A 23,940-nucleotide genomic window follows, 5' to 3' on the forward strand; every position below is an offset into this window, starting at 1 on the left:
CAACAAAATCATACCGTAACCATTTCAATTCATTAACTATTATTTGATTCCCCTGCTTATTTTTTCAATATCGTAAATTCAAAAACAGTATTTTTTTGTATTATAAAAGGAAAAGACTACAGAATTTCTCATGTATAAATATTCACATCAAAAAACCACTTTACTTTCAAAAAAAAAGGCATAGTTTCGCAGGCCTCTCGGGTAGAGCGTACACCGAGAAATATCCTAGGAGTTTTATCCTGTAATTCAGGAGACCTGCGACATGAAAAACACCAATGCACAGCCATCCTCCCTTGGCTTTCTTGCAACGCTTATGGCCTTCACCCTTTGGGGCTGTTTGACCGCGTACTGGAACTGGTTGAAAGACCTTGATATGTTTACAGTTCTTTCCCATCGCGCGATCTGGCTAGAAGTTTTTGTTTTTGTGACGTTAGCGATTCAGGGCCGCCTGCATGAAATTTCAGAAATTCTTGAAGACAGGCGCACCACTGCCCGCATCGCCATTTCTGGCATCATGATTGCCCTGAACTGGCTCTTCTTTTATTACTCTGTAGAATCCGGACGAGTTCTGGAAGGAAGTCTTGGCGAATACATGTCGCCGCTTATGACGATTCTTTTGGGCCGGGTTGTTCTCCGAGAAAAGCTCTCATGGCCGCAGTGCATTGCCGTCATGCTTCTTTGCGTTGCCATCAGCAACAGCATTGTGACACTGGGAGAAGTCCCGTGGCTTCCTCTTGCCATTGGCGCACCGTTTGCCCTGTACGGACTGTTTCGCCGAGGAGTCAAAGCCAAGCCATTGCCGAGCCTCTTTATTGAGACTGCAACAATTTTACCTCTCGCCATAGGCTACCTCATGTACCGCAAGGGCACCGGGCATATGCTTTTTGATGGCGCAGAGGGAAGCACCCTGCTCTTTCTGCTGGGTTCTGGCATAGCAACAGGCCTGCCGGTTCTGTTCTTTGCCTACGGCGCTCCACGCGTCAAAATGACCTCCGTCGGCATCATGCAGTATCTGACACCAACCCTCACGCTCCTTTTTGGTGTCGTCCTCTACAGCGAGCCTCTTTCCACGGAGTCGGCATGTACATTTGCCCTCATCTGGACCGGCATTGTCATCTATACACTCGAAAACCTGCGGCAACGACGGCGCTTTGAGAAAAACGCCCACCACGCCGGTCAGGCACACGCATAGCACACAAAAAAGGCCCCTTCCGGGGCCTTTTCTTATTCCGTCACGCTCGCAGGCATGAATGTTTCTCGAAAGACGGTCAGCTGCTCGCCATCGCCAACAACCGCAATTTGATCTCCCGGAGCAAAACGCTCCCCAATGTCAGGATTTACCATCAGCTGCCCTTCCCGAATATATGCCAACACAGAGGCACCTGTTTCACGCCGCACCTCTGCCTCTCCCAGCGACTTTCCAACAAGCGTGGAATCCTCACCAAGCTCCATCCAGCATAAATCAAACAGCCTGTTCGAAAGGCGTAAACTTCGGGGGACAGAGTTGTCTTCCGCATCTTTGTTGCGGAATGGTGCGTAAACTTCATCATGAATGGAATCCGTCACCCGAATAATCTCTTCGGCGGAGACGTTGAGCTTAAGAAATGCCTGACGGATAAACTCAAGACTCGCCTCCAGACTGGGTTCAACGACCATATCCACACAGCATCGGGAAAACTCCTCCATCTGCTCCTGCCCCTCAGCGCGACCAATGATCGTCATGTCCTCTCGCCTTTCCCGAACCAGCCGGACGACTTCACGGGCGACAGAAGGAGCAGGCGTTGTGACAAGCACAATCTGCGCTGTGGCAATATGCGCGGCATCAAGCACAATGGAATTCTCCGCATCGCCATAGATCACAGGATGCCCGTCTTCACTCAGGGCTTTCATATTATTGTAATCAGCTTCAATCACCACATATTTGTGCCCGTAGCGCGCAAGCGTCGCCGCAATAAAGCGCCCGATGTTATCACCACCAACAAGCACAACATGATTCTTGAGCCTTTCATCACGGAGATTAACCGTCTGGAGCGTCGGCATCGCAAAAAAGCGTTGTTTCAGGCGATACAAGGGGGCGGTCGATTTCGCGAGAACAGGCGTCAAAATCATGCTCAAAACTGCTGTAGCAAGAACAAGTGAATACTGATGCGGAGTCAGGGCACCCGCCTCCGTCCCTGCGTTGGCAATCAAAAATGACAACTCACCGATCTGAGACATTCCAAGAGCTGTCGCAAGCGGGATAACATTCCGATACCGGAAAACACGCGCCAAGACGCCAAAGATAACGCCCTTCCCCACAACGACACAGGCAAGCAGGGTCAAAACGGTTGCATAGTCCTCAATAAGCACCTGCGGATTGAGAAGCATGCCAACTGAGGCAAAAAAGAGCAGCCCAAAAATATCACGAAGCGGCAAAATATTGTTCAGCGCCTGATGCGCATATTCCGACTCGCTCAGCACCATACCTGCGACAAAAGCACCAAAGGCAAAAGACAGCCCCACAAGATAGGTCAGGTAGCCAATACCAAGCCCAAGAGCACAGACTGTAAGCAAAAAGAGTTCACGAGATCCACAGCGGGCAATCCGGCTCATCAGCGGCGGAATCACATAGCGCCCCGCCAAGACCATGCCGACAAGGAAAACCACTGCCTTGACCGCGGCCAGCCCCAGCACGCCAAGCTCTCCGCCAAGATTCCCAATCTTGGGCAAAATAATGAGCATCGGCACAAGGGCAAGATCCTGAACAATGAGCATACCAATCATGACACGACTCGATAGTGTTCCCATCAAGTCCTGACTCTCAAGAGTCTTGAGCACGACCATTGTACTGGAAAGAGAAATAATTGCGCCAAGCCAGAGCGAAGGGACTTGTTCCCAGCCCAGCATCTGCCCGACACCAAGCCCAAGAACAATACAGATCACAATCTGGAGTGGCGTCCCAATGAGCGCAACCCAGCGCACAGGGCGAAGTTCTTTGAATGAGAACTCGATACCCAGCACAAACAGCAGCAAGGCAACGCCAATCTCAGCCAGAAGCTCAATGTCATGAACTTTGGTTACGGTGAGTCCGCCTGTAAACGGACCAAGGATAATACCAGCGGCAATGTATCCTAATATGAGAGGCAACCCGATACGGCGCGCAATGAATGCGCATCCAAGCGCAGTGACGACGATAATAATAAGGTCAGCAGCAATACCCATTCTTTCTCCAAGTACACATTCTGATTACAACGTCTGTTTTCTATCCTTTTGCAAGGATACCGTCATTTTATGCGAGGTCAAGGAGGCGAGGGAAAGGGGAAATAAAAAAAGCCAAGGAATCAAATTCCTTGGCGTAAAAAAGAAAAGAAGACTCTCAGCTCAGCGCACACAAAGTCGGCGCTCAACAAGCTTGGAAAGGAGTGTAATACTCACAGTCATGAGCAGATAGACCAGCCCAATAGCGAGATAAATTTCAAACGCCCGAAAGGTCCGGGTGTAGACAAGCTGTCCAACACGCGTCAGCTCTGTAATCGCAAGGACGGAAACCAGCGAGGTTTCCTTGAGCATACTCGAAAAAATATTCATCAGAGGCGGCACAGCAACGGTCATAGCCTGAGGCAAAATGACATGCCGCATGGTCTGCGCCCAGTTCATGCCCAATGCATAGGACGCATCCCGCTGCCCTTCCTTAACTGACATAAGCCCGCCCCGGATCGCTTCGGAAACATACGCGCCTCCGTTCAGCGTTAGCCCCACAATCGCTGCCTGAAAACTGCTCATGGTAATTCCTACCGTGGGCAAACCGTAGTAGAGAAAGAACAGCTGAATCAAAAGCGGTGTGCCCCGAAATATCTCAACATACGGGAAAAACAGAAGCGAGAGTCGTCGGGAACGGGAACGCAGGACGCCAATCCCAATGCCAAGGCACAGAGCAAGTGCAAACGACAAAACGGCAATTTGCGCAGTAATAAGCGCCGCCTCCCCAAGGGCAGGCAGCGCTTTGACAACAATATCAAGCTGAAAGCTCATAACGCGTCACTATTTTGCAGCGTGAGTGCTCAGCCACTGGTCAATGATGCGATCGTATGTGCCGTTCGCCTGAAGGGCTTTCAGCGCATCATTCATCCGAACAGTAAGGGCATCTGCCCCTTTAGGCATCACAGCAACAATCTCAGCCTCGGTCAGAGGCTCGCCAGCAATTTCATACGACGAATCAGCCTTGATCTGAAGCACAGCAAAGGCGTAGCCCACCAGCACAGCATCAATACGGCCAAATTTCAGATCGTTAAATGCTTCGGGATTGTAGTTATATTTTTTGACGTCCCCAAAGCTCTCAGGGTGCTTGTCTGCAAAAATTTCAGTTCCGGAACCGAGCTGCACGCCAACAGTACGACCCTTAAGAGATTCCAGTCCTGTAATCTTCTTCTCACCCTTTCGAACCACGATGACATCAGGCAGACGGTAATAGGTTGCGCTCATGTTCACAGCCTGACCACGAGTCTCAGAGCGAGACATACAGGACATCAGCACGTCGTAATCGCCCTTGTTCAGCCCGGCCAAAAGGCCCTGCCATTCTGCATCAAAAAATTCTGCCTTAACGCCCATCTCCTGAGCCAAGGCCTGCCCAAGGGCAACGTCAAAACCTTCCAGTTCTCCGGCGTCATTACGCGACTCAAACGGCGGATACTGAGCGCAAAATCCAATGCGAAGTGTCTTGCTCTTTTCTACGCGACGCAGAGACTCATCAGCATGTGCCACACTCATCAGCATCGTACAGGCACAAAAAACAGCCAGCAAACAGCTCCCAAACAATCCTTTCTTCATTTTACCCCACCTTGTCAGTTGCATCGTCCTCCGCCACCAGGGAGAAGAACGGGACATCAATTCCCACGCTTTGGAGTTCCTCTTGCAAAAGCTCCATAAAGACACCTTTTCCTGCAACAGGACCAGCACCCGAACACTGGGCCGCAACGCGCTCAGGCGTCACGTTTCCCCCAACATAGCCAGAGCAGGTCTGGGCAATGCCACAGTTAGGGCTTCCATCTGTGCCAGCAACACCCAGAATTTTGTAGCCCTCTGCGTGAAATGCCCGGATTTGCAGGAGGCTAGGTTTCAGCAGCTCCTTGCAAAAATCCCGAAATGCCGGAGTATCATACTGTTCATATGTCATTCCCCATCGCTTCATTCCAAGCGCACAGGTTTCTGGACACGGAAGCTGGACAAGACCGGCTCCCTTGTCCACGTAGCCCTGAATAGAATCAGTATAGACGCCCCCGGTCGCGGCAAGCGGGTAAATCTTGGCATTACTGTTCAGCAGGCAATGACACACAACAAGAATTGATCGGCTTCTCTTCATGGTTTTCCAAAGTCCAAATTGAGTTGATATTCATAGAAATTCAAAGAATTTGTATAGTGAAGACTCTCCGCCGTGTACAATAGGAAAACATGAAAGCCCTGCCCGTCTCGTATTGACTTTGGCTATAGCCAGAGCACTGCGCATAAAAAAGCCCAGCTCCAAAAAACGAAGCTGGGCCAATGTTTTGTTTTATACAAAGCCTATTTATGGACAACTCTTTCATCCGGATGCCGGAACCAGTTATGAATATCCTCAAGGATCATATACAGCGATGGCACAAGAATCAGGGTCACTGTCGTGGCAAAGAGAATACCAAAGCCAAGGGAAATCGCCATTGGAATCATAAACCGGGCCTGTCGGGACGTCTCAAAAATCATCGGAGCCAAGCCGCCAAAGGTGGTCAGGGTCGTCAAAAGAATAGGACGAAAACGATAGATGCCCGACGCATGGATAGAGTCAAAGGCCGTCATTCCCCCCCGGTGCTTTCGGTTGGCGAAATCAATCAACACAAGCGAGTCGTTCACAACGACACCAGACAGGGCAACCACACCGAAGAGACTCATCAGACTCAACGTATACCCCATTAAGATGTGACCACCCACCGCGCCGACAATACCAAACGGAATACTCACCATAATGATAAAGGGCTGCGTATAGCTTTTGAACGGAATAGCCAGCAAAGCATACACAGCAAGCAGAGCGAGCAGCAGACCAATGACAAGACTTTCAACGCTGTCCTTGATGTCTGCCTGCTTTCCTTCAAAGCTAAAGGTCAAGCCCGGGTACTGAGCAACAAGGTCCGGCATAATGTTCTTTTTCACCTCTTCAACAATCTGCATTGCCTGTGAGGCTGGCGTCACTTCTGCCGTCACCGAAATCACTCTCCGACCGTCCCGACGGTTAATGCTGGTATAAGCACGTCCCGGTATCATTGTCGCCGCATCGCGCAGCAGGATCTCTTCACCATTGGGTGCCCGAAGCACAAAGTTCTCCAGACTGGATTCCAGTTCCCGCTCTTCTCTGGGCAAACGAACACGGACTGTCACTTCATTCCTGCCCCGCTGCTGTGACAGAGCCTCTGCCCCCTGAAAGGCAAAGCGCACCTGATTCGCAACAGAACGGGAAGTCAGCCCAAGCCGCTCTCCAGCCGGAAGCAGGCGGAAGTCAAACTGCCGCTTGCCAACAGCCGAACCATCGTCAAGATCCGAAACATTGGGATAGTTTTCCAAGGCCTTGGCAAGATCACGGCCCGCAGCGTCCAGCAACTCCTTGTTTCGATGTGAAAGCTGAATGGTCAGGCCCTTGCCAGAACCCGGTCCCCCCTTGTCTGCAAGAAAGCTAATGCTTTCCAGACCGGGAATATTCCCAGCTTTCTCTCGCCACAAATCCGTGACGGCAAACGTGCTCAAGGGCCGAACTTCCGGGTCCGTCAAAAAAATACGGGCCTGCAGGACGTTCTTCTCAACCTTTGAATAAATGCCTGTGGACAGCCTCTCACCGCCATTTTCTGCAACAACTTCTTTTGCGGCCTGAACAAGCTTGTCTTTGACCTTCTCCACCCGACTCATGGGAGAGCCATACGGCAACGTCACCTCAACAAAGGAAAAATCAGACTCGACCTTTGGGAAAAGCACCAAGCCCATCCGTCCAGAGGAAATATAGCCTGTCGTGGCAATAAGCAGCGCCAGCCCAACAGCAACAACCCCGTAGCGGTAACGCAGGGTCCAGTCCAAGAATGCGCCGTAACGGTGTGCCACAAGGTTTTCAAAGCCTTTGCTAAACTTCCGCTGCCAGCGCTCAAAGCGTTCAATTGGTCCCCACAGGCGACCATTCCCACTGTGGCCAAGGTGCGACGGCAAAACATACAGGCTCTCAACCAAAGACACCGCAAAGACACTCAGGACAACGATAGGGATAATACCAAAGACTTTCCCCATAATGCCGGGGACATAATACATCGGCAAAAAGGCAACGACGTTCGTCAGCACACTAAAGGTCACGGGCATAGCGATTTCGCGCGCACCCTCAATTGCGGCCTGAAGCGGAGGTATCCCCTGCTGCCGTTTGTGGAAAATGTTTTCGCCAACAACGATGGCATCGTCGACAACGATACCAAGCGTAATAATGAAGGCGAACATACTAATCATGTTGATACTGAAATCCGTGGCAGGCAAAAGCAGGAAAGAGCCAAGGAAGGAAATGGGGATACCAAGGCTAATCCAGAATGCCAGCCGGATTTCGAGAAACAGGGCCAAAAAGACAAACACAATAATCAGGCCCATGTAGGCGTTCCGCACTAGCAGATCGGCACGCTGTCCAAAAATTTTGGACATATCACGGCGAACAGAAAGCTTCACCCCCTCAGGGAAAGTCTGATTCAGTCGCTCGACAACGCCATAGCTTGCGTCTGCCACTTCCATTGGGGTCTGGTCACCAACACGGAAAACATTAATGAGCACCGCAGGTTCACCGTCAAACTCAGCCCACGTGTCAGACTCCTCGAATGAATCACGAACAACAGCCAAGTCGCCGAGGGTAACGACACTTCCATCAGCTTCTGTCAGGATAGGAATCTGGGCATATTCACGCGCATAGTTTCGGCGATCCTTCATGCGGACAAGAATTTCTCCGCTGGATGTTTTCAGGCTACCGCCACCGAGTTCAACAGAAGCTGTCTGGATAATCTGCGCCACATCACCAAGTGTCAGCCCATAACGGCGCAAAATTCTCTGCGGAATCTCAGCAGTAATTTCGTAGTCCCGAACACCCTCAAGCTCGACCTGCGTAATGGCACTCTGCTGCAAAAGCTCATCCCGAACCTGCTCGGCAGATTCGCGCAGCGTGAGTTCACTCACAGCGCCATGCAGAGCCAGAGTCATAACCTGCCGCTTGGAGTCAATAATCACAATCTGTGGATCTTCGGCTTCATCGGGCAAGGTCGTAATTCTATCAACCTCGCTCTTCACGTCCTGCCACAAACGCGTAATGTCCGCGCCGTCCAGAGCTTCAATCATCACCGAAGCACTGCCTTCGTTTGCAGTAGACTCGACCTTTTTGATGCCTTCCAGTCCCTGTACAGCTTCTTCAACGGCGAGAATAATACCGTCTTCCACTTCTTCGGGACTTGCTCCAGGATACGCAATCGTTACCGAAACCATATCCAGAGTAAATTCAGGGAAAACCTCCTGCTTGATCTGGGTTCCGGCGACAATGCCACCAACAAGACAAATAATCATAAGCAGGTTCGCGGCAACAGAGTTGCCAGCCATCCATGCAATGGGTCCTTTTTTTATTTCCTTTGGCTGACTGCTCATTACCTGGCCTCACTCTCAAGCGTCAGCATCATGCCTTCTACCGGAGCAGCAAGATCAGACAAAACAACCGTCTGCCCAGCTTTCAGCCCATGGGAAACAAAGACCTTTTCCGTTTCCTTCCAGACAGGAGTGACCTTCTGGAATTTCAGGCGACCTTTTTCAGCAAGCCACACCACATTGCCATCACGCAACGCAGTCCGGGGCAGGACCACAACATTCTCAATAGGCTTTCCTGTGATGGACACAGACACATAATCACCAAGCACCAGAGGAAGCTTTCCTGCGGTCTGTTTCAGATTCAGAGGATCATCAACAGCAACCAGCACTTTGGCCATTCGGGTATTCTGAGTCAGGGTTCCGGTCATGCGGACCAGACGCCCCTGCCACATGGCAGCACTCGCGGCAGAACGGACCTCGACCCTGTTCAGCTCTGGATGCGAAAAATCCAGATACTGAATGCGATCAAGCGGCACCGCGAGTTCAATATAATATTCATCCGTCCCGACAAGACGGCCAAGCTCAGTCTGCGTGCTGGGGGTGGAACCAAGGTTCACCGCACGGGAACTCACCAGCGCATTAAATGGCGCGCGCACTGAACACCGAGCCAAATCAAGACGGGCCTGCTCATAGCTTGCGCGGGCCTGATCAATTTTGGCCTGAGCCTGTGCCAGCTGAGGCTCTCTCAGTGCCAGAGAAGAATCTTTCACCACGTCTGGAGCAGTGAGCTGCATATATTCAAGTTCCTTGCGCGCGACTTCCTGACTGCCCATCTCAAGACGATAGTCCGCCTGAGCTTCTGCATAGGCCCCTTTGGTTTTCTTGAGCGTCAACGAATAGTCCCGCGGATCAATACGCAAGACGACATCATTCTTTTTCAAAATACCGCCGGGTTCAAACTCAGGAGAAAGCGCAACAATCTTTCCGCCCACCTGTGCCTGCAAAGATATTTCGCGAGACGGCGCAACAGTACCCATAGCATCAATTCGCGTATGAGCATCCTCATGCTCGACACGCTGGACCGTTACAACCGGGCGATGCGCCTTGATCTCGGCTTTTTTGGCCGTCGGCTTTGTCAGCTTAAAGACTGCGGCTACAGCAACACCGACCAAAATAATAAGAAGCGGCACGATGATCCGGGCAAATCGAGATTTATGTGGCATCTCATTCTGACTCTGCATTATCCCTCAATCCTTTTTAAACACGGGGCAGCATCCTGTGCGGCCCTGTTTTCCCTGTAGAGTTAAGACGCTGAAACGTGTGTTTGAGGAGCAAGCCCCTCAGGAGTCATGCGACGTGTCCAGTCCCCGCCAAGAGCACGATACAAATTCACCCGGTATTTCACGAGCTTTGCTCTTTCCTGACTCAAATTTCTTTCCAGAGACTGCTCATTAAGCAACTCTGTCAAAAATCGCAGGTAATCGCTCTGCCCCATCAAATACCGCAAGCGAGCTTCTGAGAGCGCTTCCTTTGAAAGAGTCAGGCGCTGCTGCAACCGGTAAATATATTCGCGCTGGTGGTGCTCATTGGCCATGCTGTCTTCAACTTCCTGCACAGCAGACAAAACCGTCTTGCTGTAGTTCGCAAGGTTCTCCTCTGCGACGGCACGGGTTCGGTCGACCTCTGCCCGGCGCAGACCAGCATCAAATATTGGCCCGGTTAACCCTGCGGTCAGGCTGGCTACCCAGTTGTTAAACAAAAGATCAAAACGTCCACTTTCATATGCTGCCCGCCCCGTCAGACGAAGCGCAGGCAAACGATCTGCACGGGCCACAGAGACCTCCCAGTCCGCAGCATGAAGCCGAAGTCCTGCGGCTCGCACATCAGGACGGGACGCAAGCAAATCAGCCGGAAGTCCTGCCTCTGGCAAACCCGGAAGCTCTGGAATTTCTCCACCACGCACCCTCAGCGTCCCTGGCGCCTTCCCCACAAGCACTGCAAGCTTGTTCAGCAACACGCGCTCCTGAGCCTGCAAAAGAGGCAATTCTGCCTGACTGCCTGCAAGAATGCCTCGCTGCTGCGTCACATCAAGAGCGCTAGCCATAGATTTGGCAAAACGCAGCTCCTGCAAAGACGACAGCATCTCATTCACCTTGATCTGCTCAGCAAGGATAGAAATCTCTGCCCGAACAGCCATCAGGTCCGTCCATGTTTCCACAACACTAGCAGCAACGGTAATCCCCGCAGCTTCAAGGTCTTCCCGGCTTGCCTGTGCGGTCAGCTCTGCGGCCTTCTCAGAGGACGCAATCCTTCCCCAGAGGTCCAGCTCATACTGGGCTGCCAGCCCAAGCGAATACTTTTCTGTTTCAGAAAGGACATGATCTGCATCCCGGGACGACTGCTGATAACTCCGCTGTCCCGTGTACCCTCCATCCAGATCAAGAGACGGAAGGCGTGTTGCCCCACTCTTTATGGCAAGGGCACGTGCCTGTTTCAATCTGGCCCACGCCACCTGAACATCAAAGTTTCCAGAGAGAGCCGTTGCAACAAGACTGTTCAGCTCTTCGTTCTGAAAAGTCTGCCACCACTCTTCTGGTGCGCCCCTGCTTGGCTCATACAGCGAATATTCCTCAGGCAGAGGCACAGGGGACTGTGTTCGATCTGCCGGGCTAAATATCGCGCAGCCAGAAAGCACAACTGTGGCAAAAAGCATGAATAATGTTTTCTTCATCTGCTCGTGATACACGTAAAAATTTTATTGGTACAAAACGATAAATTCCGAAGCCGCCCTGCTCTTCTCCTCAAAAATCCATTCTCTCCCGCAGGGTTCTGCGGGAACGGACCAGCAGGGCCTCCACTGCGGAAACCGTTGTTTCCAAAGCTTCGGCAATTTCCGCATAACTCAGTCCCTGATCGTGTCGCAAAACAAGCGCCTTGCGTTGCTTGGCCGGAAGTCGTTGCACCAGCTCCCGAACCTGCTCCAGCTGCTGACGGTGCCCCGCCTGCACGGCGGTATCATCACCTGCTGGTGACTCGGGCAATTCAGGCAAAAGCACTGGTTTTTTCTTACGCAAAAAATCAATGCACAGGTTTTTGGCAATTTGCATGAGAAACGTTGAAAGCTTGGCCTCTGGTCTGTACTGCGAGGCCATACGGTAGAGGCGCAAAAATGTTTCCTGCGCAATGTCTGCGGCCTCGTCCCTGTCTTTCACATAGCGACAGGCAAACGAATAGACCCGGGGCTGATAACGCCGCAGCACTTCATCAAATGCAGCGGAGTCCCCCTTTGCTATGCGCTCTACAAGCTCGCTGTCTCCCATCCGGGAAAACCGTTTCAAAAATCCCAGCATGCTGGCGACTCTTATTTATCCCTTCTGTGGTGCCTGACCCGTGACTCCAGTCTCTTAAACAAGACTGCGCTCTGTTCTGGCCCCAGGATGTCCTGAATGCGGTCGAAATGCAGAAAAAGCGCATCATTACGCTTTCTTGCCAAATCAATCAGTTCGTCCTCAAGCTCTCGAAACTCTGGCCCGTCTGTCTTCTCTGCTGCATAAAGCCGGAAAACACGCCTCCACGCAGCACGGCGCTCTTCCCGCATGCTATGCCGCTCTTTCTCAAACATTTCCCAGTCATTCCGAGCAGCCTGCCGCACATCCTCTGGCAAATTCATTTCCGAAAGAATCTGTCTGTCAGGAGCATGCCTCAAAAAATCACGAGGAGGATGCTTCACAAAAAGAGTCACCGCAACAAGGATAAAACCAATGTTGAGGCAGACGGAAAAAATAATCAAAATGCGTTTGCTTGAAAACGTCATGGTAACTCTCCAACGTTTTCATCCAAAAGCGCAACATAGAGAAGAGAACGGTCTGAGGTAGGTGTCAGTGTTGCACTCAGCGTTGAGCCAAGGGCAACCCCAAGGAGCAAACCCACAACAGCAGTCGCCATGACGCCACTGCGTAAGCCTGTGGACAGTGAACTCCACCACGACGGGACGGAATTCTCCTGCACTTCTTCCTGAAAGGCCCGAAGTGTTTTTGCCCGAAGTACCTCAGGCACAGCAAACTCTGCCGCAAGCCCATCTTCTTCAAACATCTTCGACACGGCCCTCAACTCCTCAGCCTGATGTGAACACAGCTCACAGTGACGTTCATGCGACGCAAAACGCTCTGCGTCCACGTCGGCCAGTTCGCCATCGAGATAGCGATGGATGTTTTTCTGAAATTCTTTGCAATCCATATCTTTTCTCCACAAGGGAAAAACCCTTTGTATGAGCTTGAACGCCACAGATCCAAAAAAACTGCGAAATTTTCTCTGGAACTTGTCTTTTTTTTCAGATGCTCTCCGCCAGCACAGGACCGCAGCATAAAAACTGCTGTATCCCGCGCCAGTCATAGACTCCAAAAGACGCATACTCGCTTTCCTTAACTCCGTACAGACACGCCTCGCGCCTCAAACAATAAAGCCCCCTGCCGGGGGCTTTTTTTACTGTGCCTTTCGCAAAAACAAATAATCTGAATCCGCGACAGCCTGATGACAGCCAACACATCCACTGGGTTGCCCCTCAGCCTGTACCGTTCCGTCTGGCGCATATTTAGCATAAAACCAGTCGCCATTTTCTGGCGCATAGCCGTCAACCTTATACATAACAGTCAAGGCGGTGAGTCGCTTTTCCTCATTATAATTCGCTTTGACCACAATCGCGCCATCTGGCAGAGGAAGCTCTCTCGCATTCAGCCCCAGAGCATTCACATGAATGGAGTGAAAAGCCCCATGCGGAGACTTGCCGGGATGCATTCCTGTATGCCCCGGCCATCCCTGCCACCCCGCATAGCCATCCAGCTTGTCCCACAAATTTTCTGCACTTGGACCACTGACAGGCGGAGCAGCTATGGCAATTGCTCCAGCAAGCAAAAATGCACCAAGCACAGACACATAAAACTTTTTCATGTTCCCTCCAAATGTTCATGAGAAGATCCAGCAGCTGAGGCGTCTGGACCTTGTGGCTTTTTCGCAAAAAAGCGTTCCAAAAGCGGTGCGATCCATTGAAAAACACGTGTATTAAACTTTGCAAACGGAATAGACACCGCATAGCTCAGCGTCAGAGCAAAAAGCACAATCACTGGCAAGCTGAGCATCCCGTCAAAATAATGCAGCAGGATATGCAAAATCGCGAGGTGGACAAGATACAGCTCAAGCGAAATTTTCCCTGTGTAGCTGAGGAGCGCACGGAACAGGTGCATCCGAAATGCCAACACAGAGAGTCCACCAAATGAAAGTAAGGCAAAATAGTCATTCACAGCCTTGCCGTATGGCACACCAAAAACCAACGCAGCCATGATTGCCGTCCCTATCAGCCAAATCGACAGAATAAGCCACAGTGGACCTTCCCAGTATGGTGCCTTTTCCTGCCGAAGCCTGCGGGCCAAAATCATACCCAGCATAAATTCCCAAATGAACTGCAAGAAAAACGAATTCCATGCCCGCTGCTCCATAAGGTCCATTCCGACCAGAACAGCATTCCAAAAAAGCGACGCAGACAGCCCAAGCACAAAAAATTCCAGATCATCGTCCAAAATATCCTGAATCTTCGCTAGAAGCGGATAAACCAGATACAGCTGGATCAATGCAGACATAAACCACATCTGCCCGCCGTAGCTGTTCATAATCTCGCTATCAAACATCTTGAACAGAAAAAAATGCCCGGACAAGGCGTACCAGTCAAAGGGCGCGGCAAAGACAAGGAAGCTCGCACAGGCAATCACCGCGATGGCTAAATAATATGGCAGGAGTACCCGAGCCAGTCGCCGGGCATAAAATTGCAAAACACCGAGCTTGCGGCGGCTCAGGGTCAGCCCAAAGCCAGACAAGAGAAAAAAGAGATGAACACCGGAACCGCCAAACTGAATCAGGGAATTCAGGGGACCGGGCAGGTTCATTATCATGAAATAATGGAAGAGAATAATTGCCAGCATGGAGAACCCACGGGCATAGTCAACGTAGGCAATTCGACGAGATGCGCCAGCTCTTGTGCTCATGCTTTTCTCCAGGTCTCAGTACTCATCACATCAGTGCCTTCTCGTTTGATTTTGGGACGCAAAGCATCTCATACAATACGCCAAAATTCCTGCCCTGTCTTGCCCCACACAAAAAGCCCCTCACCACGTGGTGAAGGGCTTCCTTGAGGGGATGTGTGCTTTTTTTCGAAAATCCGTGTCTACAGGCGAATCACCTTACCGGGAGCAGTGTCGCGCTGCTCGCCGTTTTCGACAACATGTTCTCCGTTTATCAGCACGTGACTAATGCCAACAGGGTACTGGCACGGGTCAGTAAATGTTCCTTTGTCTTCGATGGTATCAGGATCAAAGACAACAATATCTGCAAAGTTGCCAGGTGCCAGCACACCGCGACCTTCAAAAGAGAAGACCGAAGCCGTGCGACCTGTCATCTTGTGGACAGCATCTTCGAGTGAAAGAGCCTTTCGCTCACGAACGTAGCGGCCAAGGACTCTGGGGAATGCGCCAAAGACACGAGGATGCGGTTTGCCACCAAGCAGACCGTCTGTGCAGACGTTCATTTCAGGACGACGCATGAACCCTTCCACGTGCTCTTCCAGACCATAGAAATCAACCATACCAACAGCGTTGTCTTCCTGAAGCAGCAGGTCGAATGTCGCTTCGTACGGGTCCTTGCCTCGCAGTTCACCAAGTTCAACAAGGTTCTTGCCGATGCAGTCCTGATTACGTTCGCTCTTCACGTCAGTCACAAAAATGCCATCAAGGCCAGCAAACTGAACAAAGTTGTCCCAGCCCTGAATGCCCTTTTCGATGTCCTGAACCATGCGACGGCGTGCGTCCCTGTCACCAAGGCGTTCCAGCAGGCGGTCAGTACCACCATCATGTGCCCACGGAGGAAGGATAACACCAAGCATGGTGGAGCCTGCAACGTAAGGATACTGGTCAAAGGACACCCGAATGCCCTCTTCCTTGCACTTGTCGAGCAGAGCCAAAACTTTTTCATACTTGTCTGCGTTGTTTTTGCCGCAGACCTTAAAGTGGGAAAAATGAACCTTTACGCCGGACTCGCGGCCCATCGTAATAACTTCTTCCATTGACTCCAGAATGGTATCAGCCTCACTCCGCTGATGAATGACCAGCGGGCGGTCAAACTCCGCAGCAGCTTTGCACAGTGCGATCATTTCGCGGGTGTCACTGTATGCGCAGGGCATGTAAATCAGCCCTGTAGACAGGCCAGCACCACCAGCTTCGAGATCACGGCGCAAAACGTCCTGCATGCGTTTCAGGTCGTCGTCAGTTCCCTTGACGTTATCAAGGCCTAAAACTTCCATACGAACGTTTCCATGGGGGACAAGGTACGCTTCGTTTGGCGTACTGCCGTTTTTCTCCAGCAAAGACAGATAGCCGTCAGTGGTCTCATAGCTCCAGTCCAGCTCTTCAACGTCGCCGTCCAGACCAGCAAGATTCTTGCGCCACGGGCTTTCGTATTCACGAGGCATGGGGGCAGCTGAAATGCCGTCCTGCCCCAAAAGTTCTGTTGTGACGCCCTGCCGCACCTTTGCCGGAACTGTTTTGTCCCGGAAAAGAAGCAAATCTGAGTGGCTGTGTGAGTCAATAAAGCCGGGGCATACAACCTGCCCCTTGGCATCAATCACAGAATCAAAATTCCCTTCAACCGTATCACCGTGAATCACATCCAGAATGCGTTCGCCTTCTGTCAGCACACAACCCTGAAATGCCGGAGCACCAGTTCCGTCAATGACCTGTGCGTTTTTGATAAGCGTCTTCATTTTTACTACTCCTTGGGATTGCAGCTTTTTCGGGCAGTCCCAGACTCAGACAAGAGCGTGGAAATTTGATGTCCCGACAGCCGGGACAGGGAATGGAAGGGAAGCGAACGCCTCCCCTCCTGAGTGTTTTTTATTCTTCTGCGGCGGCAGCGCGTTCGTGCTCTTCCGTAATAGCCAGAGGAGCAGGTTCAACGCCGAGTGCGATTTCAATTTTGGAGATAACAAAGAAGGAAACCGTACTCACTGCGGCACCGAAGATGATTGCCATGATGCCCCAAGGCTCACCAGCCTGCTGCCATGCAACGGCAGCAATGGAGCCAAGGATGATGGAGAACAATCCTGCGTGAGCGGTTGCAGGCTTGTAGATCAGGCCAAAGACAAAGGCGGCAAAGGGACCTGCTGCGCGCATGGTGAATGCGAGGATAAGCAGAGAAATGATTGAGTAATTGCCAAGCGCGATGCCGATGGAACATGCACCGACAAACAGGATGGCTCCCTTACTCCACGCCATAAGGTCTTTGTCTGTTGCGCTGGGGCGCATATACCGCTGGAACACGTCTTTTGTGAACAGGGTCGACACGGCCAGCATGTTACCAGAGGCACTGGACATGGTCGCAGCAACAACCGAGGCCAGAACAACACCAGCGATCAGAGTCGGAGCAAAGTTCTGTGCAGCCATTGGCAGTGCGCTGTTGGGGTCAATATTCGGGAAATGAGCAAGAGCAACCAGGCCAATGACTGCGGGAATAAAACCGTACAGAGCCATCAGGCAGGAGCACATGAAGGATCCTGTTTTGGCAACTTTTGCGTTACGCGCTGCAAAGTAGCGCTGGACAGCTTCCTGACCAGTCGAGAAGGTCATGAAGTACATGAGAATGAGGCCAAAGATGGTTTTCCAGCCAACATTGTCCAGGCTCATCTGGTGAGCAGGCAAGGTGTTGACGAGATGACTCCATCCCCCAGCATTGTGCAGAATGATGGGCATGGCGATCGCCATACCAACGGTAATGACGAGAATGTGTACAATATCGGTGAACGCAACGGAAACAAGGCCACCCATGAGGGTATAGGCCGTAATCACACAGCCAGCGATGATGATAACCATCGTCAGATCCATGCCTGTCACAACGTGAATAATAGAAGACGTTGCAATGACCTGTGCAGCGGTCGCAAAGAACAGGGCTGTGATGGACAAAAAGGTTGTGATGATGTGCGATGCGCGGCCATAGCGTCGAGCCAGAATTTCCGGGACGGTGGTCGCCATCGATTTACGAAGGTACGGGGCAACAAAAGACACAAGGAAGATACCAATACCGGCACTTACAACATACCAGCCAGCAGAGAATCCCCACTCACCATAGGCTTTGGACGCGACGCCGAGGGTACTGCCGCCACCGATTTCGGCAGCGGCAAGAGTCCCTGCCATCATGAAGGGTCCGAGCTGACGACCCGCAAGCAAAAAGTCCTCTGACTCACGAATCTTCCGTTTGGCAACCCAAAGTCCAATTCCGACCATGACTGCCATGTAGGCAATAATGACGTAAAAAGTACTTGTCATGGCAGGTCCTCCCCTATTTCAGCAAAGAAGTGCTAATTGCAGTGTATCCCGCGACGGCCTTGTAGAGCTGGTCCAGTTCGATGTACTCGTCATCCGTGTGGGCAAGCGTCTCAAGGGATGGGCCAAAGCCAAATGTTTTGATGCCTGCCTCACCGGCGTAGTGGCTGCCGTTGGTGCAGAAAGCATAATGATCAATCTTCGGGGCCAGTCCAATTTCGTGCAGGCCTGCAAGAGTCTTCTGAATAAAGTCTTCGGACTCGTCATAACGCCATGCAGGGAAGAAGCGCTCGGCGCTAATGGTTTCTCCGGTGTGGCAAGGAGCGGAATCAACAGCAAGGCTCACCTTGGCGCTAAACTCGCTATCCTCTGCGCTCAGCTCGTCGATAACCTTCTGAATGGGAGCAAGAATGCTTTCCTTGGTCTCACCCACCAGGAGGCGGCGGTCATAGGTCACGCGGCAGCCAGAAGGAACAACAGATGCACCCGGGTATGGTGCAGACTTGATGTCGGTCAGCACGTTTGTGCCAAGCCCCAGCACGTCCTGCTTGGGCGGCTCAATAGCCTCAACCCGACGCACGAGTTCCATCATTTTGTGCACAGCGTTAATGCCCTCTGCCGGAGAAGCAGAGTGTGCAGGCTTACCAATGGTTTCCAGCACGATTTCTGCGCGGCCACGCTGCGCAATCTTGAGGTTCAGCTGAGAAGCTTCACCAATCACAACGACGTCAGGCTGTACGCGGGCGCTAATCTCGCGACCAGCGACACCCTCAAAGCATTCCTCGTGGACAACACCAGCAACATAAATCACGCCAGCAAAGTCACGGTTCTCGGGCAGAGCCATGTGTGCAGCAGCCACAGCCATTGCCGCGACAGCGCCCTTCATGTCGGAGGTTCCACGACCATACATGCGGCCGTCTTCAATCTCTGCCCCAAAGGGTTCCTTGGTCCAGCGGCTTGCGTCCACTGGAACAGTGTCGATGTGTCCATCAAACAGAATCTTGGGACCGGGCTTGTTGCCTTTGACGCAACCAAGAACACTGCCGTAGCGATCCATAACAACTTCATCGAAGCCGTTTGATTCCATAAAGCTTTTCAGGACACCGGCAACACCGGCCTCTTCACCAGACACGCTCGCCTGACGAATCATGTCCTGACACAATGTAACAACACTGTTTTTCTGTGCTTCATCCAACATTGAGCCTCTCCTCTCTCCTTTTAGTCCTGCTCAGGATACGCACCGTACCAGGTGATGCGGCGGTACATGTCTGGGTCAGTATCTCCCTCGGTGCTGATGACCATCACGCGGGAATGCTCATCCATTCCAAGTTTTTCTCGGATCTCAACCAAATCGGGGCGTGTCATCAGGCACTCCACAATGCCAGTGGTGACAGCACCGGATTCGCCGGAAACTACCTTGGGATCGCCATGTCTGGGTGCAGCCAGAATACGCATACCATTAGCAGCAACCCAGTCCGGGCATGAAATGTATCCATCGCTATAATCACGCAAAATGCCCCAGCCCACGGTATTCGGTTCGCCACAGGCGAGACCGGCCATGACGGTGTTCATGTCACCAGTCACAAAGTGGGCCTTGCCGTCAGCAGCTTCCGCAGACCGGAAGATGCAGTCAGCAAGCTCGGGCTCAACAATCACAGTCTTGGGACGCTCATCACCGAAAACAGCAGCGAAAAGCCCCTGAATGCCACCAGCAAAGGAACCAACGCCAGCCTGAAGGAAAACATGCGTCGGACGCTCCGCCTTCAGTTCTTCCAGCTGCTCCAGTGCTTCATAGGCAAGGGTGGTGTAGCCCTGCATGATCCATGCAGGAATCTTTTCGTAGCCATCCCATGCTGTATCCTGAACCATGACCCAGCCTTTTTCCTGCGACTGCTTCCAGGCAAGTCGCACAGCGTCGTCGTAGTTCATGTCAGTGATGCTTGCTTCTGCACCTTCGGCCTGAATGTTTTTCAGGCGGCTCTGTGCAGAGCCTTTGGGCATGTAAATGACTGAGCTTTGGCCCAGATGCTTGGCAGCCCACGCGACACCACGACCGTGGTTTCCATCAGTCGCAGAAACAAACGTCACTTCGCCAATGGCCTTTCTCACTTCTTCCGAACACAGCTTTTCCATGCTCATTTCAGAAATGGGCATATCAAGCAGCTCACAAATGTGATTGGCAATGGCGTAACCGCCACCCAGTACCTTGAAGGCATTGAGGCCAAAGCGCTTGGATTCGTCCTTCACATGGAAACTGGCAATGCCAAGATCCTGTGCAAGGCCGGGGAGCGCCACCAGCGGAGTGGGTTTGTACCCTTCAAAAGTGCTAAAAAAATTGCGCGCAGTCTCTGCCTGCTCGCGAGACAAAAAGTCGAGATCGGCTTTCTGCCCTGCCTGCCGGGCTGTTGTGTTTTCGATAAATCGTGTCTTGCTCATTTTTTCAACCTACAGATCTGCAATGACCTCAATCTCAACCAGGGCATCCTTAGGCAGTGCTGCAACCTGAACGCAGCTTCTGGCCGGGAAATCGCCCGCAAAGAACTCCGCATACACAGCATTCATTGCTGCGAAGTCTTTCAGATCCTTCATGAAAACGCCGGTACGAACGACCTTTTCGAGGGAGCTTCCAGCTTCTTCCAAAATGGCCTTCACGTTAGTCAGACTCTGACGAGCCTGAGCTTCAATGCCTTCAACCAGCTCACCGGTTTTGGGGTCAACAGGAAGCTGACCAGAGATGAACAATGTGCTGTCCTTGATAACAGCCTGGGAATATGGACCAATTGCAGCCGGAGCAGCATCAGTATGAACGATCTTTTTCATAACAACCTCCTGAGGTTCTGTATTTTCTGAACCCACTACAGCAAGGAGGATGCCAAACACGAGAAAAACAACAAAGATCACAATTTTTCAATGACTTAGAGATGAAACTCTTGTCATTGACAGTCGAATTGATATATGAAACCTTCTCAAAATGAAAAATTTTTATCGCTTTGAGAAAAAGCTCAAATCCTAGAAAAATGCCTGTCTGGCGGGGAAGAACTGCACACTACCAAAAATAAATCCGTCGGACAGCAGACATTTCATTCGAGAGACCTTCTCAAAATGAGAAACAGGAGCACAGGATGTTACGGAGTATTGCGGCATCGCTGAATCGGATCGCCCACGTCATTGCCATTGTTATTGGTCTGGACGTAGAAATCGTGGATGCCTCGCTCATGCGTATTGCAGGAACGGGGCGCTATTCAGATGGGGTAGGCAAAAGCATTGGAGAGGAAGGACAGGTCTACGGTCACGCGCTCAAGACCGGAAAATCTGTGTACATTGACACACCACGGCTTGATCCCATTTGTCAGGGGTGCAAGCACCTCGACACCTGCGAGGAAGAACTAACCATGGCCGCCCCTATTCTTGTGGACGGTTTTCCCGCCGGGGTCATCGGCATTGTCAGCTTTACACAGGAAGATGCGCAACGCATCAAACAGAACAGAAACACTTTTCGTGAATATCTCAAGATGATGGCAGGCATGGTTGCTGCGGCGGCACGCGACCAGCAGCGCTTCGACGCCATGAGCGAAACGGTCAACACGCTGCAACGTGTTGTCGACGCTTATTCTGATGGTGTCTTTATTTTTGCTCAGGATGGCACTCTGTCCTACGTTAATGAGCAGGCAAAGCGCGAAATGCGCATAGAAGAAGAAATTCAGCGTTCGGCTGTTGAGCTGGAAGAAACGGGCAATCAGGTCGGCGATTCACAGGAATTCGAGCTGCGCTACAAGGACTTTGACCTCCTTGTCATGGGGCGCAGCGTTGAACTTGGTTCTGATGACCCCCGTTTTAGTCGCATGGTCATTTTTGAGAACCAGAAAGACTTTACCCGGCGCATGTCTAATTTTACTTCACACAGTCACAGTGACGGGCTTGGGGCAATTCTTGGCTGTTCACCAAAAATCAGGAAGCTCAAGGAGCGCGTTCAAAGCATAGCAACCTCCTCTTCCACAGTACTCATCACTGGCGAAAGCGGCACAGGCAAGGAACTTTTCGCCCGCGCCATTCATAAGGAAAGCAATCGCCGGGATCAGCCCTTCATTGCCATTAACTGTGGCGCCATACCCGACACACTCCTTGAAAGTGAGCTTTTTGGCTACACAAGTGGAGCCTTCACAGGTGCCCGTTCCAACGGACGCATGGGCAAGTTTGAACTCGCCAATGGCGGCGTGCTCTTTCTTGACGAAATCAGCTCCATGCCGCTCTATCTTCAGGTCAAGCTGCTTCGCGTTCTTCAGGAACGAACAGTCATCAGGCTCGGCTCAAACAAGCTTATTCACGTCGACATACGGATCATTGCCGCCACGAACGACAAGCTCAAGGACATGATAGCCGCGCACCGTTTTCGCAGTGACCTCTATTATCGACTCAATGTCATTCCCTTTGAAGTGCCCCCGCTTCGCGAGCGTCTCGAAGACGTCGACCTGCTCACCAAGCACTTTTTCCAAAAATATGGAAAACGTTTCGGCAAGCACATGACGCGCATGGACCCAAGCTGTCTGGAACGACTGAAAAGTTATCCCTGGCCTGGGAATATTCGCGAATTCGAGAACGCTATCGAATTCATCGTAAACATGATGCCCTCCTCAGGTGTGGTGACACCCGAGCTGCTTCCTGCCTTTTTGCAAGAAAAACCCGTCAACTTTACCGAAGAAGACGGACTTCGACCGCTTTGGGAAATGGAACGCGAGGCAATTCAAAAAGCGCTTCAGCGATTTGGAGACACCACGCATGGAAAAAAACTCGCCGCAAAGCGGCTTGGCATCGGCCTCGCCACTCTCTACAGAAAAATTCAACAGTATGAGATACATAAGATGTCGCAGGCATGACAGCCCCAGCTTGCCCCAGATTCCTATCCGTGATACCCGGTGCAGGCGTTTCTATTACCATGCCGCGTTTCCCCAAAAAGCGCGGCGACTATACTGCACAAAACGGTGAATACATATGACTGATTTTCATTCAATTTTTACACAAAACAAACTGAACAGCCTCTTCCCCCCAGAACGGACTGCTCAGTTCTTTGATGCCCTCTTCGGCGACAACGAAGAAGGAGCTTACGACATCTCTCTGAAATTTCAGGGCGAGCACAACGGTATTTTTGAGTTTGAATTCGAACTGCATCAGCGCCCCGGTCGTTGCCTCGCCTGCAACCTGACCTATGGCCTGCCTCAGGTCTTCTCCCGCCACCCCATTATCAACGTGGCTCAGCTCGCTCAGGACATCGCAGGGAGTCTCGGCAAAGACGAAAACTCCGTGACCTGGAACCTCGGAAAAACAAAAGAGTACTCCACGGCCCTTCACGCTATTCCACTCTCTGTGAGCATGAGCTAGCTCTTTAATTCAGATTCTCTCTATCTCATAAAAACAGCAGAGCGGGGTCCAGAAAACTGGATCCCGCTCTTTTGTCGCGGTAACCGCCTTACCACGACAACCGCCAATAAATATTTTTCTAAGCCCCTGCTTTTGCAGAACTCATCTTGTTTTTTGTGTAACAGCTCCCGTTGTACATCCCCTGCTTTTCTTTGGCAAGAAATTTCCTTTTTTCCGCAGCAACACATTATGTTAATTACGCGTTTACGGGATACTAGAACGCTGTCCCCACCCCAGCAAGGGCTTTGGGGTGGGTGGAGGTACGAGACTCCGTCTCGTGCTCTGCAAGGGGCGCTGCCCCTTGACCCCGCCCAAGGACGAGGCCCTTGGGAATCCCGCTATCGCTCAAAAAATAAGGCTGAATGGGATGAAAGCTTCGCTTTCCTCTCCATCAGCCTTATTTTTTGAGCTAGGGGAATTTCCTCAACGCGTGTTCTTCTGCCTTTTCCAGACCGCACTTATTCCTTTTGAACGCCGAAAGGCGTTCAAAAGGAATGGTGGCAACTCACGGGAAAGAGAAAGAGGCTCTCGACGCTAGCCCCATTAAGTTTAAAAGCCGTGCAAGCGAAGCTTGCAC

General features: G+C 51.6%; 20 protein-coding genes. 3 read left to right on the forward strand and 17 right to left on the reverse strand.

Annotated elements, in window-relative coordinates:
- Positions 1 to 262 precede the first annotated feature (262 nt).
- Positions 263 to 1,192: an EamA family transporter RarD gene (gene rarD, locus B5D23_RS08090; RefSeq protein WP_078684905.1), complete on the forward strand. Its 930-nt coding sequence runs from the start codon at positions 263 to 265 to the stop codon at positions 1,190 to 1,192.
- Positions 1,193 to 1,224: 32 nt separating this feature from the next.
- Here rarD and B5D23_RS08095 read toward each other — a convergent pair whose 3' ends face one another.
- The 17 genes from B5D23_RS08095 to B5D23_RS08175 form a co-directional block, all read right to left on the reverse strand.
- A complete protein-coding gene (locus B5D23_RS08095; protein WP_078684906.1) occupies positions 1,225 to 3,201 on the reverse strand; it encodes a monovalent cation:proton antiporter family protein in 1,977 nt (658 codons plus the stop codon).
- A gap of 159 nt (positions 3,202 to 3,360) precedes the next feature.
- On the reverse strand, positions 3,361 to 4,011 hold the full coding sequence (locus B5D23_RS08100) for an amino acid ABC transporter permease (protein WP_078684907.1): 651 nt from the start codon (positions 4,009 to 4,011) through the stop codon (positions 3,361 to 3,363).
- A 9-nt stretch (positions 4,012 to 4,020) separates the two neighbouring features.
- The gene (locus B5D23_RS08105; RefSeq protein ID WP_200803642.1) at positions 4,021 to 4,806 is read right to left on the reverse strand and encodes an ABC transporter substrate-binding protein; all 786 of its coding nucleotides are present in this window, start codon (positions 4,804 to 4,806) and stop codon (positions 4,021 to 4,023) included.
- 1 nt (position 4,807) lies between these two features.
- Positions 4,808 to 5,338 carry a CD3072 family TudS-related putative desulfidase gene (locus B5D23_RS08110; RefSeq protein WP_078684909.1) on the reverse strand — a complete coding sequence of 177 codons (531 nt, stop codon included), beginning with the start codon at positions 5,336 to 5,338 and terminating at the stop codon, positions 4,808 to 4,810.
- Between the two features lie 200 nt (positions 5,339 to 5,538).
- A complete protein-coding gene (locus B5D23_RS08115) occupies positions 5,539 to 8,652 on the reverse strand; it encodes an efflux RND transporter permease subunit (protein ID WP_078684910.1) in 3,114 nt (1,037 codons plus the stop codon).
- On the reverse strand, positions 8,652 to 9,830 hold the full coding sequence (locus B5D23_RS08120; protein ID WP_078684911.1) for an efflux RND transporter periplasmic adaptor subunit: 1,179 nt from the start codon (positions 9,828 to 9,830) through the stop codon (positions 8,652 to 8,654). Before B5D23_RS08120 ends, B5D23_RS08115 begins: the two co-directional genes overlap by 1 nt.
- A gap of 62 nt (positions 9,831 to 9,892) precedes the next feature.
- Positions 9,893 to 11,320 carry an efflux transporter outer membrane subunit gene (locus B5D23_RS08125; protein WP_078684912.1) on the reverse strand — a complete coding sequence of 476 codons (1,428 nt, stop codon included), beginning with the start codon at positions 11,318 to 11,320 and terminating at the stop codon, positions 9,893 to 9,895.
- Positions 11,321 to 11,390: 70 nt separating this feature from the next.
- Entirely contained in the window at positions 11,391 to 11,939 is a 549-nt protein-coding gene (locus tag B5D23_RS08130) for an RNA polymerase sigma factor (RefSeq protein WP_078684913.1), read from the reverse strand.
- Between the two features lie 11 nt (positions 11,940 to 11,950).
- Positions 11,951 to 12,403, reverse strand: coding sequence for a periplasmic heavy metal sensor (locus B5D23_RS08135; RefSeq protein WP_078684914.1), 453 nt, complete (start codon positions 12,401 to 12,403; stop codon positions 11,951 to 11,953).
- A complete protein-coding gene (locus B5D23_RS08140) occupies positions 12,400 to 12,825 on the reverse strand; it encodes an anti-sigma factor family protein (protein ID WP_159445955.1) in 426 nt (141 codons plus the stop codon). The genes B5D23_RS08135 and B5D23_RS08140 overlap by 4 nt, the downstream gene beginning before the upstream one ends.
- A 246-nt stretch (positions 12,826 to 13,071) precedes the next feature.
- Positions 13,072 to 13,536, reverse strand: coding sequence for a cytochrome P460 family protein (locus tag B5D23_RS08145; protein ID WP_078684916.1), 465 nt, complete (start codon positions 13,534 to 13,536; stop codon positions 13,072 to 13,074).
- Positions 13,533 to 14,624: an acyltransferase family protein gene (locus B5D23_RS08150; RefSeq protein WP_078684917.1), complete on the reverse strand. Its 1,092-nt coding sequence runs from the start codon at positions 14,622 to 14,624 to the stop codon at positions 13,533 to 13,535. Before B5D23_RS08150 ends, B5D23_RS08145 begins: the two co-directional genes overlap by 4 nt.
- A 179-nt stretch (positions 14,625 to 14,803) precedes the next feature.
- Complete coding sequence (locus B5D23_RS08155) at positions 14,804 to 16,393, reverse strand: N-acyl-D-amino-acid deacylase family protein (protein ID WP_078684918.1); 1,590 nt, start codon at positions 16,391 to 16,393, stop codon at positions 14,804 to 14,806.
- A 130-nt stretch (positions 16,394 to 16,523) separates the two neighbouring features.
- Positions 16,524 to 17,951, reverse strand: coding sequence for a sodium:solute symporter family protein (locus B5D23_RS08160; protein ID WP_078684919.1), 1,428 nt, complete (start codon positions 17,949 to 17,951; stop codon positions 16,524 to 16,526).
- Positions 17,952 to 17,964: 13 nt separating this feature from the next.
- On the reverse strand, positions 17,965 to 19,146 hold the full coding sequence (locus B5D23_RS08165; protein WP_078684920.1) for a YgeY family selenium metabolism-linked hydrolase: 1,182 nt from the start codon (positions 19,144 to 19,146) through the stop codon (positions 17,965 to 17,967).
- 20 nt (positions 19,147 to 19,166) lie between these two features.
- A complete protein-coding gene (dpaL, locus tag B5D23_RS08170) occupies positions 19,167 to 20,384 on the reverse strand; it encodes a diaminopropionate ammonia-lyase (protein ID WP_078684921.1) in 1,218 nt (405 codons plus the stop codon).
- A gap of 9 nt (positions 20,385 to 20,393) precedes the next feature.
- The gene (locus tag B5D23_RS08175; protein ID WP_078684952.1) at positions 20,394 to 20,768 is read right to left on the reverse strand and encodes a RidA family protein; all 375 of its coding nucleotides are present in this window, start codon (positions 20,766 to 20,768) and stop codon (positions 20,394 to 20,396) included.
- A gap of 302 nt (positions 20,769 to 21,070) precedes the next feature.
- Here B5D23_RS08175 and B5D23_RS08180 point away from each other — a divergent pair, with 302 nt between their 5' ends.
- Together B5D23_RS08180 and B5D23_RS08185 are read left to right on the forward strand one after the other, a co-directional pair.
- Positions 21,071 to 22,822 (forward strand): sigma-54 interaction domain-containing protein, encoded by a 1,752-nt coding sequence (locus B5D23_RS08180; protein WP_078684922.1) that lies wholly within the window; start codon positions 21,071 to 21,073, stop codon positions 22,820 to 22,822.
- Between the two features lie 115 nt (positions 22,823 to 22,937).
- Positions 22,938 to 23,324, forward strand: a complete 387-nt coding sequence (locus tag B5D23_RS08185) for a pancreas/duodenum homeobox protein 1 (protein WP_078684923.1) — start codon at positions 22,938 to 22,940, stop codon at positions 23,322 to 23,324.
- The last annotated feature ends 616 nt before the right edge of the window (positions 23,325 to 23,940 follow it).

The sequence above is a fragment of the Desulfobaculum bizertense DSM 18034 genome, from assembly GCF_900167065.1.
Taxonomy (GTDB): domain Bacteria; phylum Desulfobacterota; class Desulfovibrionia; order Desulfovibrionales; family Desulfovibrionaceae; genus Desulfobaculum; species Desulfobaculum bizertense.

Coding starts and splice junctions, on each gene's coding strand:
- B5D23_RS08110 (WP_078684909.1), bottom strand. CDS start 5,338: ATGAAGAGAAGCCGATCAATTCTTGTTGTGTGTCATTGCCTGCTGAAC.
- B5D23_RS08095 (WP_078684906.1), bottom strand. CDS start 3,201: ATGGGTATTGCTGCTGACCTTATTATTATCGTCGTCACTGCGCTTGGA.
- B5D23_RS08150 (WP_078684917.1), bottom strand. CDS start 14,624: ATGAGCACAAGAGCTGGCGCATCTCGTCGAATTGCCTACGTTGACTAT.
- rarD (WP_078684905.1), top strand. CDS start 263: ATGAAAAACACCAATGCACAGCCATCCTCCCTTGGCTTTCTTGCAACG.
- B5D23_RS08180 (WP_078684922.1), top strand. CDS start 21,071: ATGTTACGGAGTATTGCGGCATCGCTGAATCGGATCGCCCACGTCATT.
- B5D23_RS08155 (WP_078684918.1), bottom strand. CDS start 16,393: ATGAAGACGCTTATCAAAAACGCACAGGTCATTGACGGAACTGGTGCT.
- B5D23_RS08115 (WP_078684910.1), bottom strand. CDS start 8,652: ATGAGCAGTCAGCCAAAGGAAATAAAAAAAGGACCCATTGCATGGATG.
- B5D23_RS08125 (WP_078684912.1), bottom strand. CDS start 11,320: ATGAAGAAAACATTATTCATGCTTTTTGCCACAGTTGTGCTTTCTGGC.
- B5D23_RS08135 (WP_078684914.1), bottom strand. CDS start 12,403: ATGACGTTTTCAAGCAAACGCATTTTGATTATTTTTTCCGTCTGCCTC.
- B5D23_RS08185 (WP_078684923.1), top strand. CDS start 22,938: ATGACTGATTTTCATTCAATTTTTACACAAAACAAACTGAACAGCCTC.
- B5D23_RS08100 (WP_078684907.1), bottom strand. CDS start 4,011: ATGAGCTTTCAGCTTGATATTGTTGTCAAAGCGCTGCCTGCCCTTGGG.
- dpaL (WP_078684921.1), bottom strand. CDS start 20,384: ATGAGCAAGACACGATTTATCGAAAACACAACAGCCCGGCAGGCAGGG.
- B5D23_RS08130 (WP_078684913.1), bottom strand. CDS start 11,939: ATGCTGGGATTTTTGAAACGGTTTTCCCGGATGGGAGACAGCGAGCTT.
- B5D23_RS08105 (WP_200803642.1), bottom strand. CDS start 4,806: ATGAAGAAAGGATTGTTTGGGAGCTGTTTGCTGGCTGTTTTTTGTGCC.
- B5D23_RS08145 (WP_078684916.1), bottom strand. CDS start 13,536: ATGAAAAAGTTTTATGTGTCTGTGCTTGGTGCATTTTTGCTTGCTGGA.
- B5D23_RS08165 (WP_078684920.1), bottom strand. CDS start 19,146: ATGTTGGATGAAGCACAGAAAAACAGTGTTGTTACATTGTGTCAGGAC.
- B5D23_RS08160 (WP_078684919.1), bottom strand. CDS start 17,951: ATGACAAGTACTTTTTACGTCATTATTGCCTACATGGCAGTCATGGTC.
- B5D23_RS08140 (WP_159445955.1), bottom strand. CDS start 12,825: ATGGATTGCAAAGAATTTCAGAAAAACATCCATCGCTATCTCGATGGC.
- B5D23_RS08175 (WP_078684952.1), bottom strand. CDS start 20,768: ATGAAAAAGATCGTTCATACTGATGCTGCTCCGGCTGCAATTGGTCCA.
- B5D23_RS08120 (WP_078684911.1), bottom strand. CDS start 9,830: ATGCAGAGTCAGAATGAGATGCCACATAAATCTCGATTTGCCCGGATC.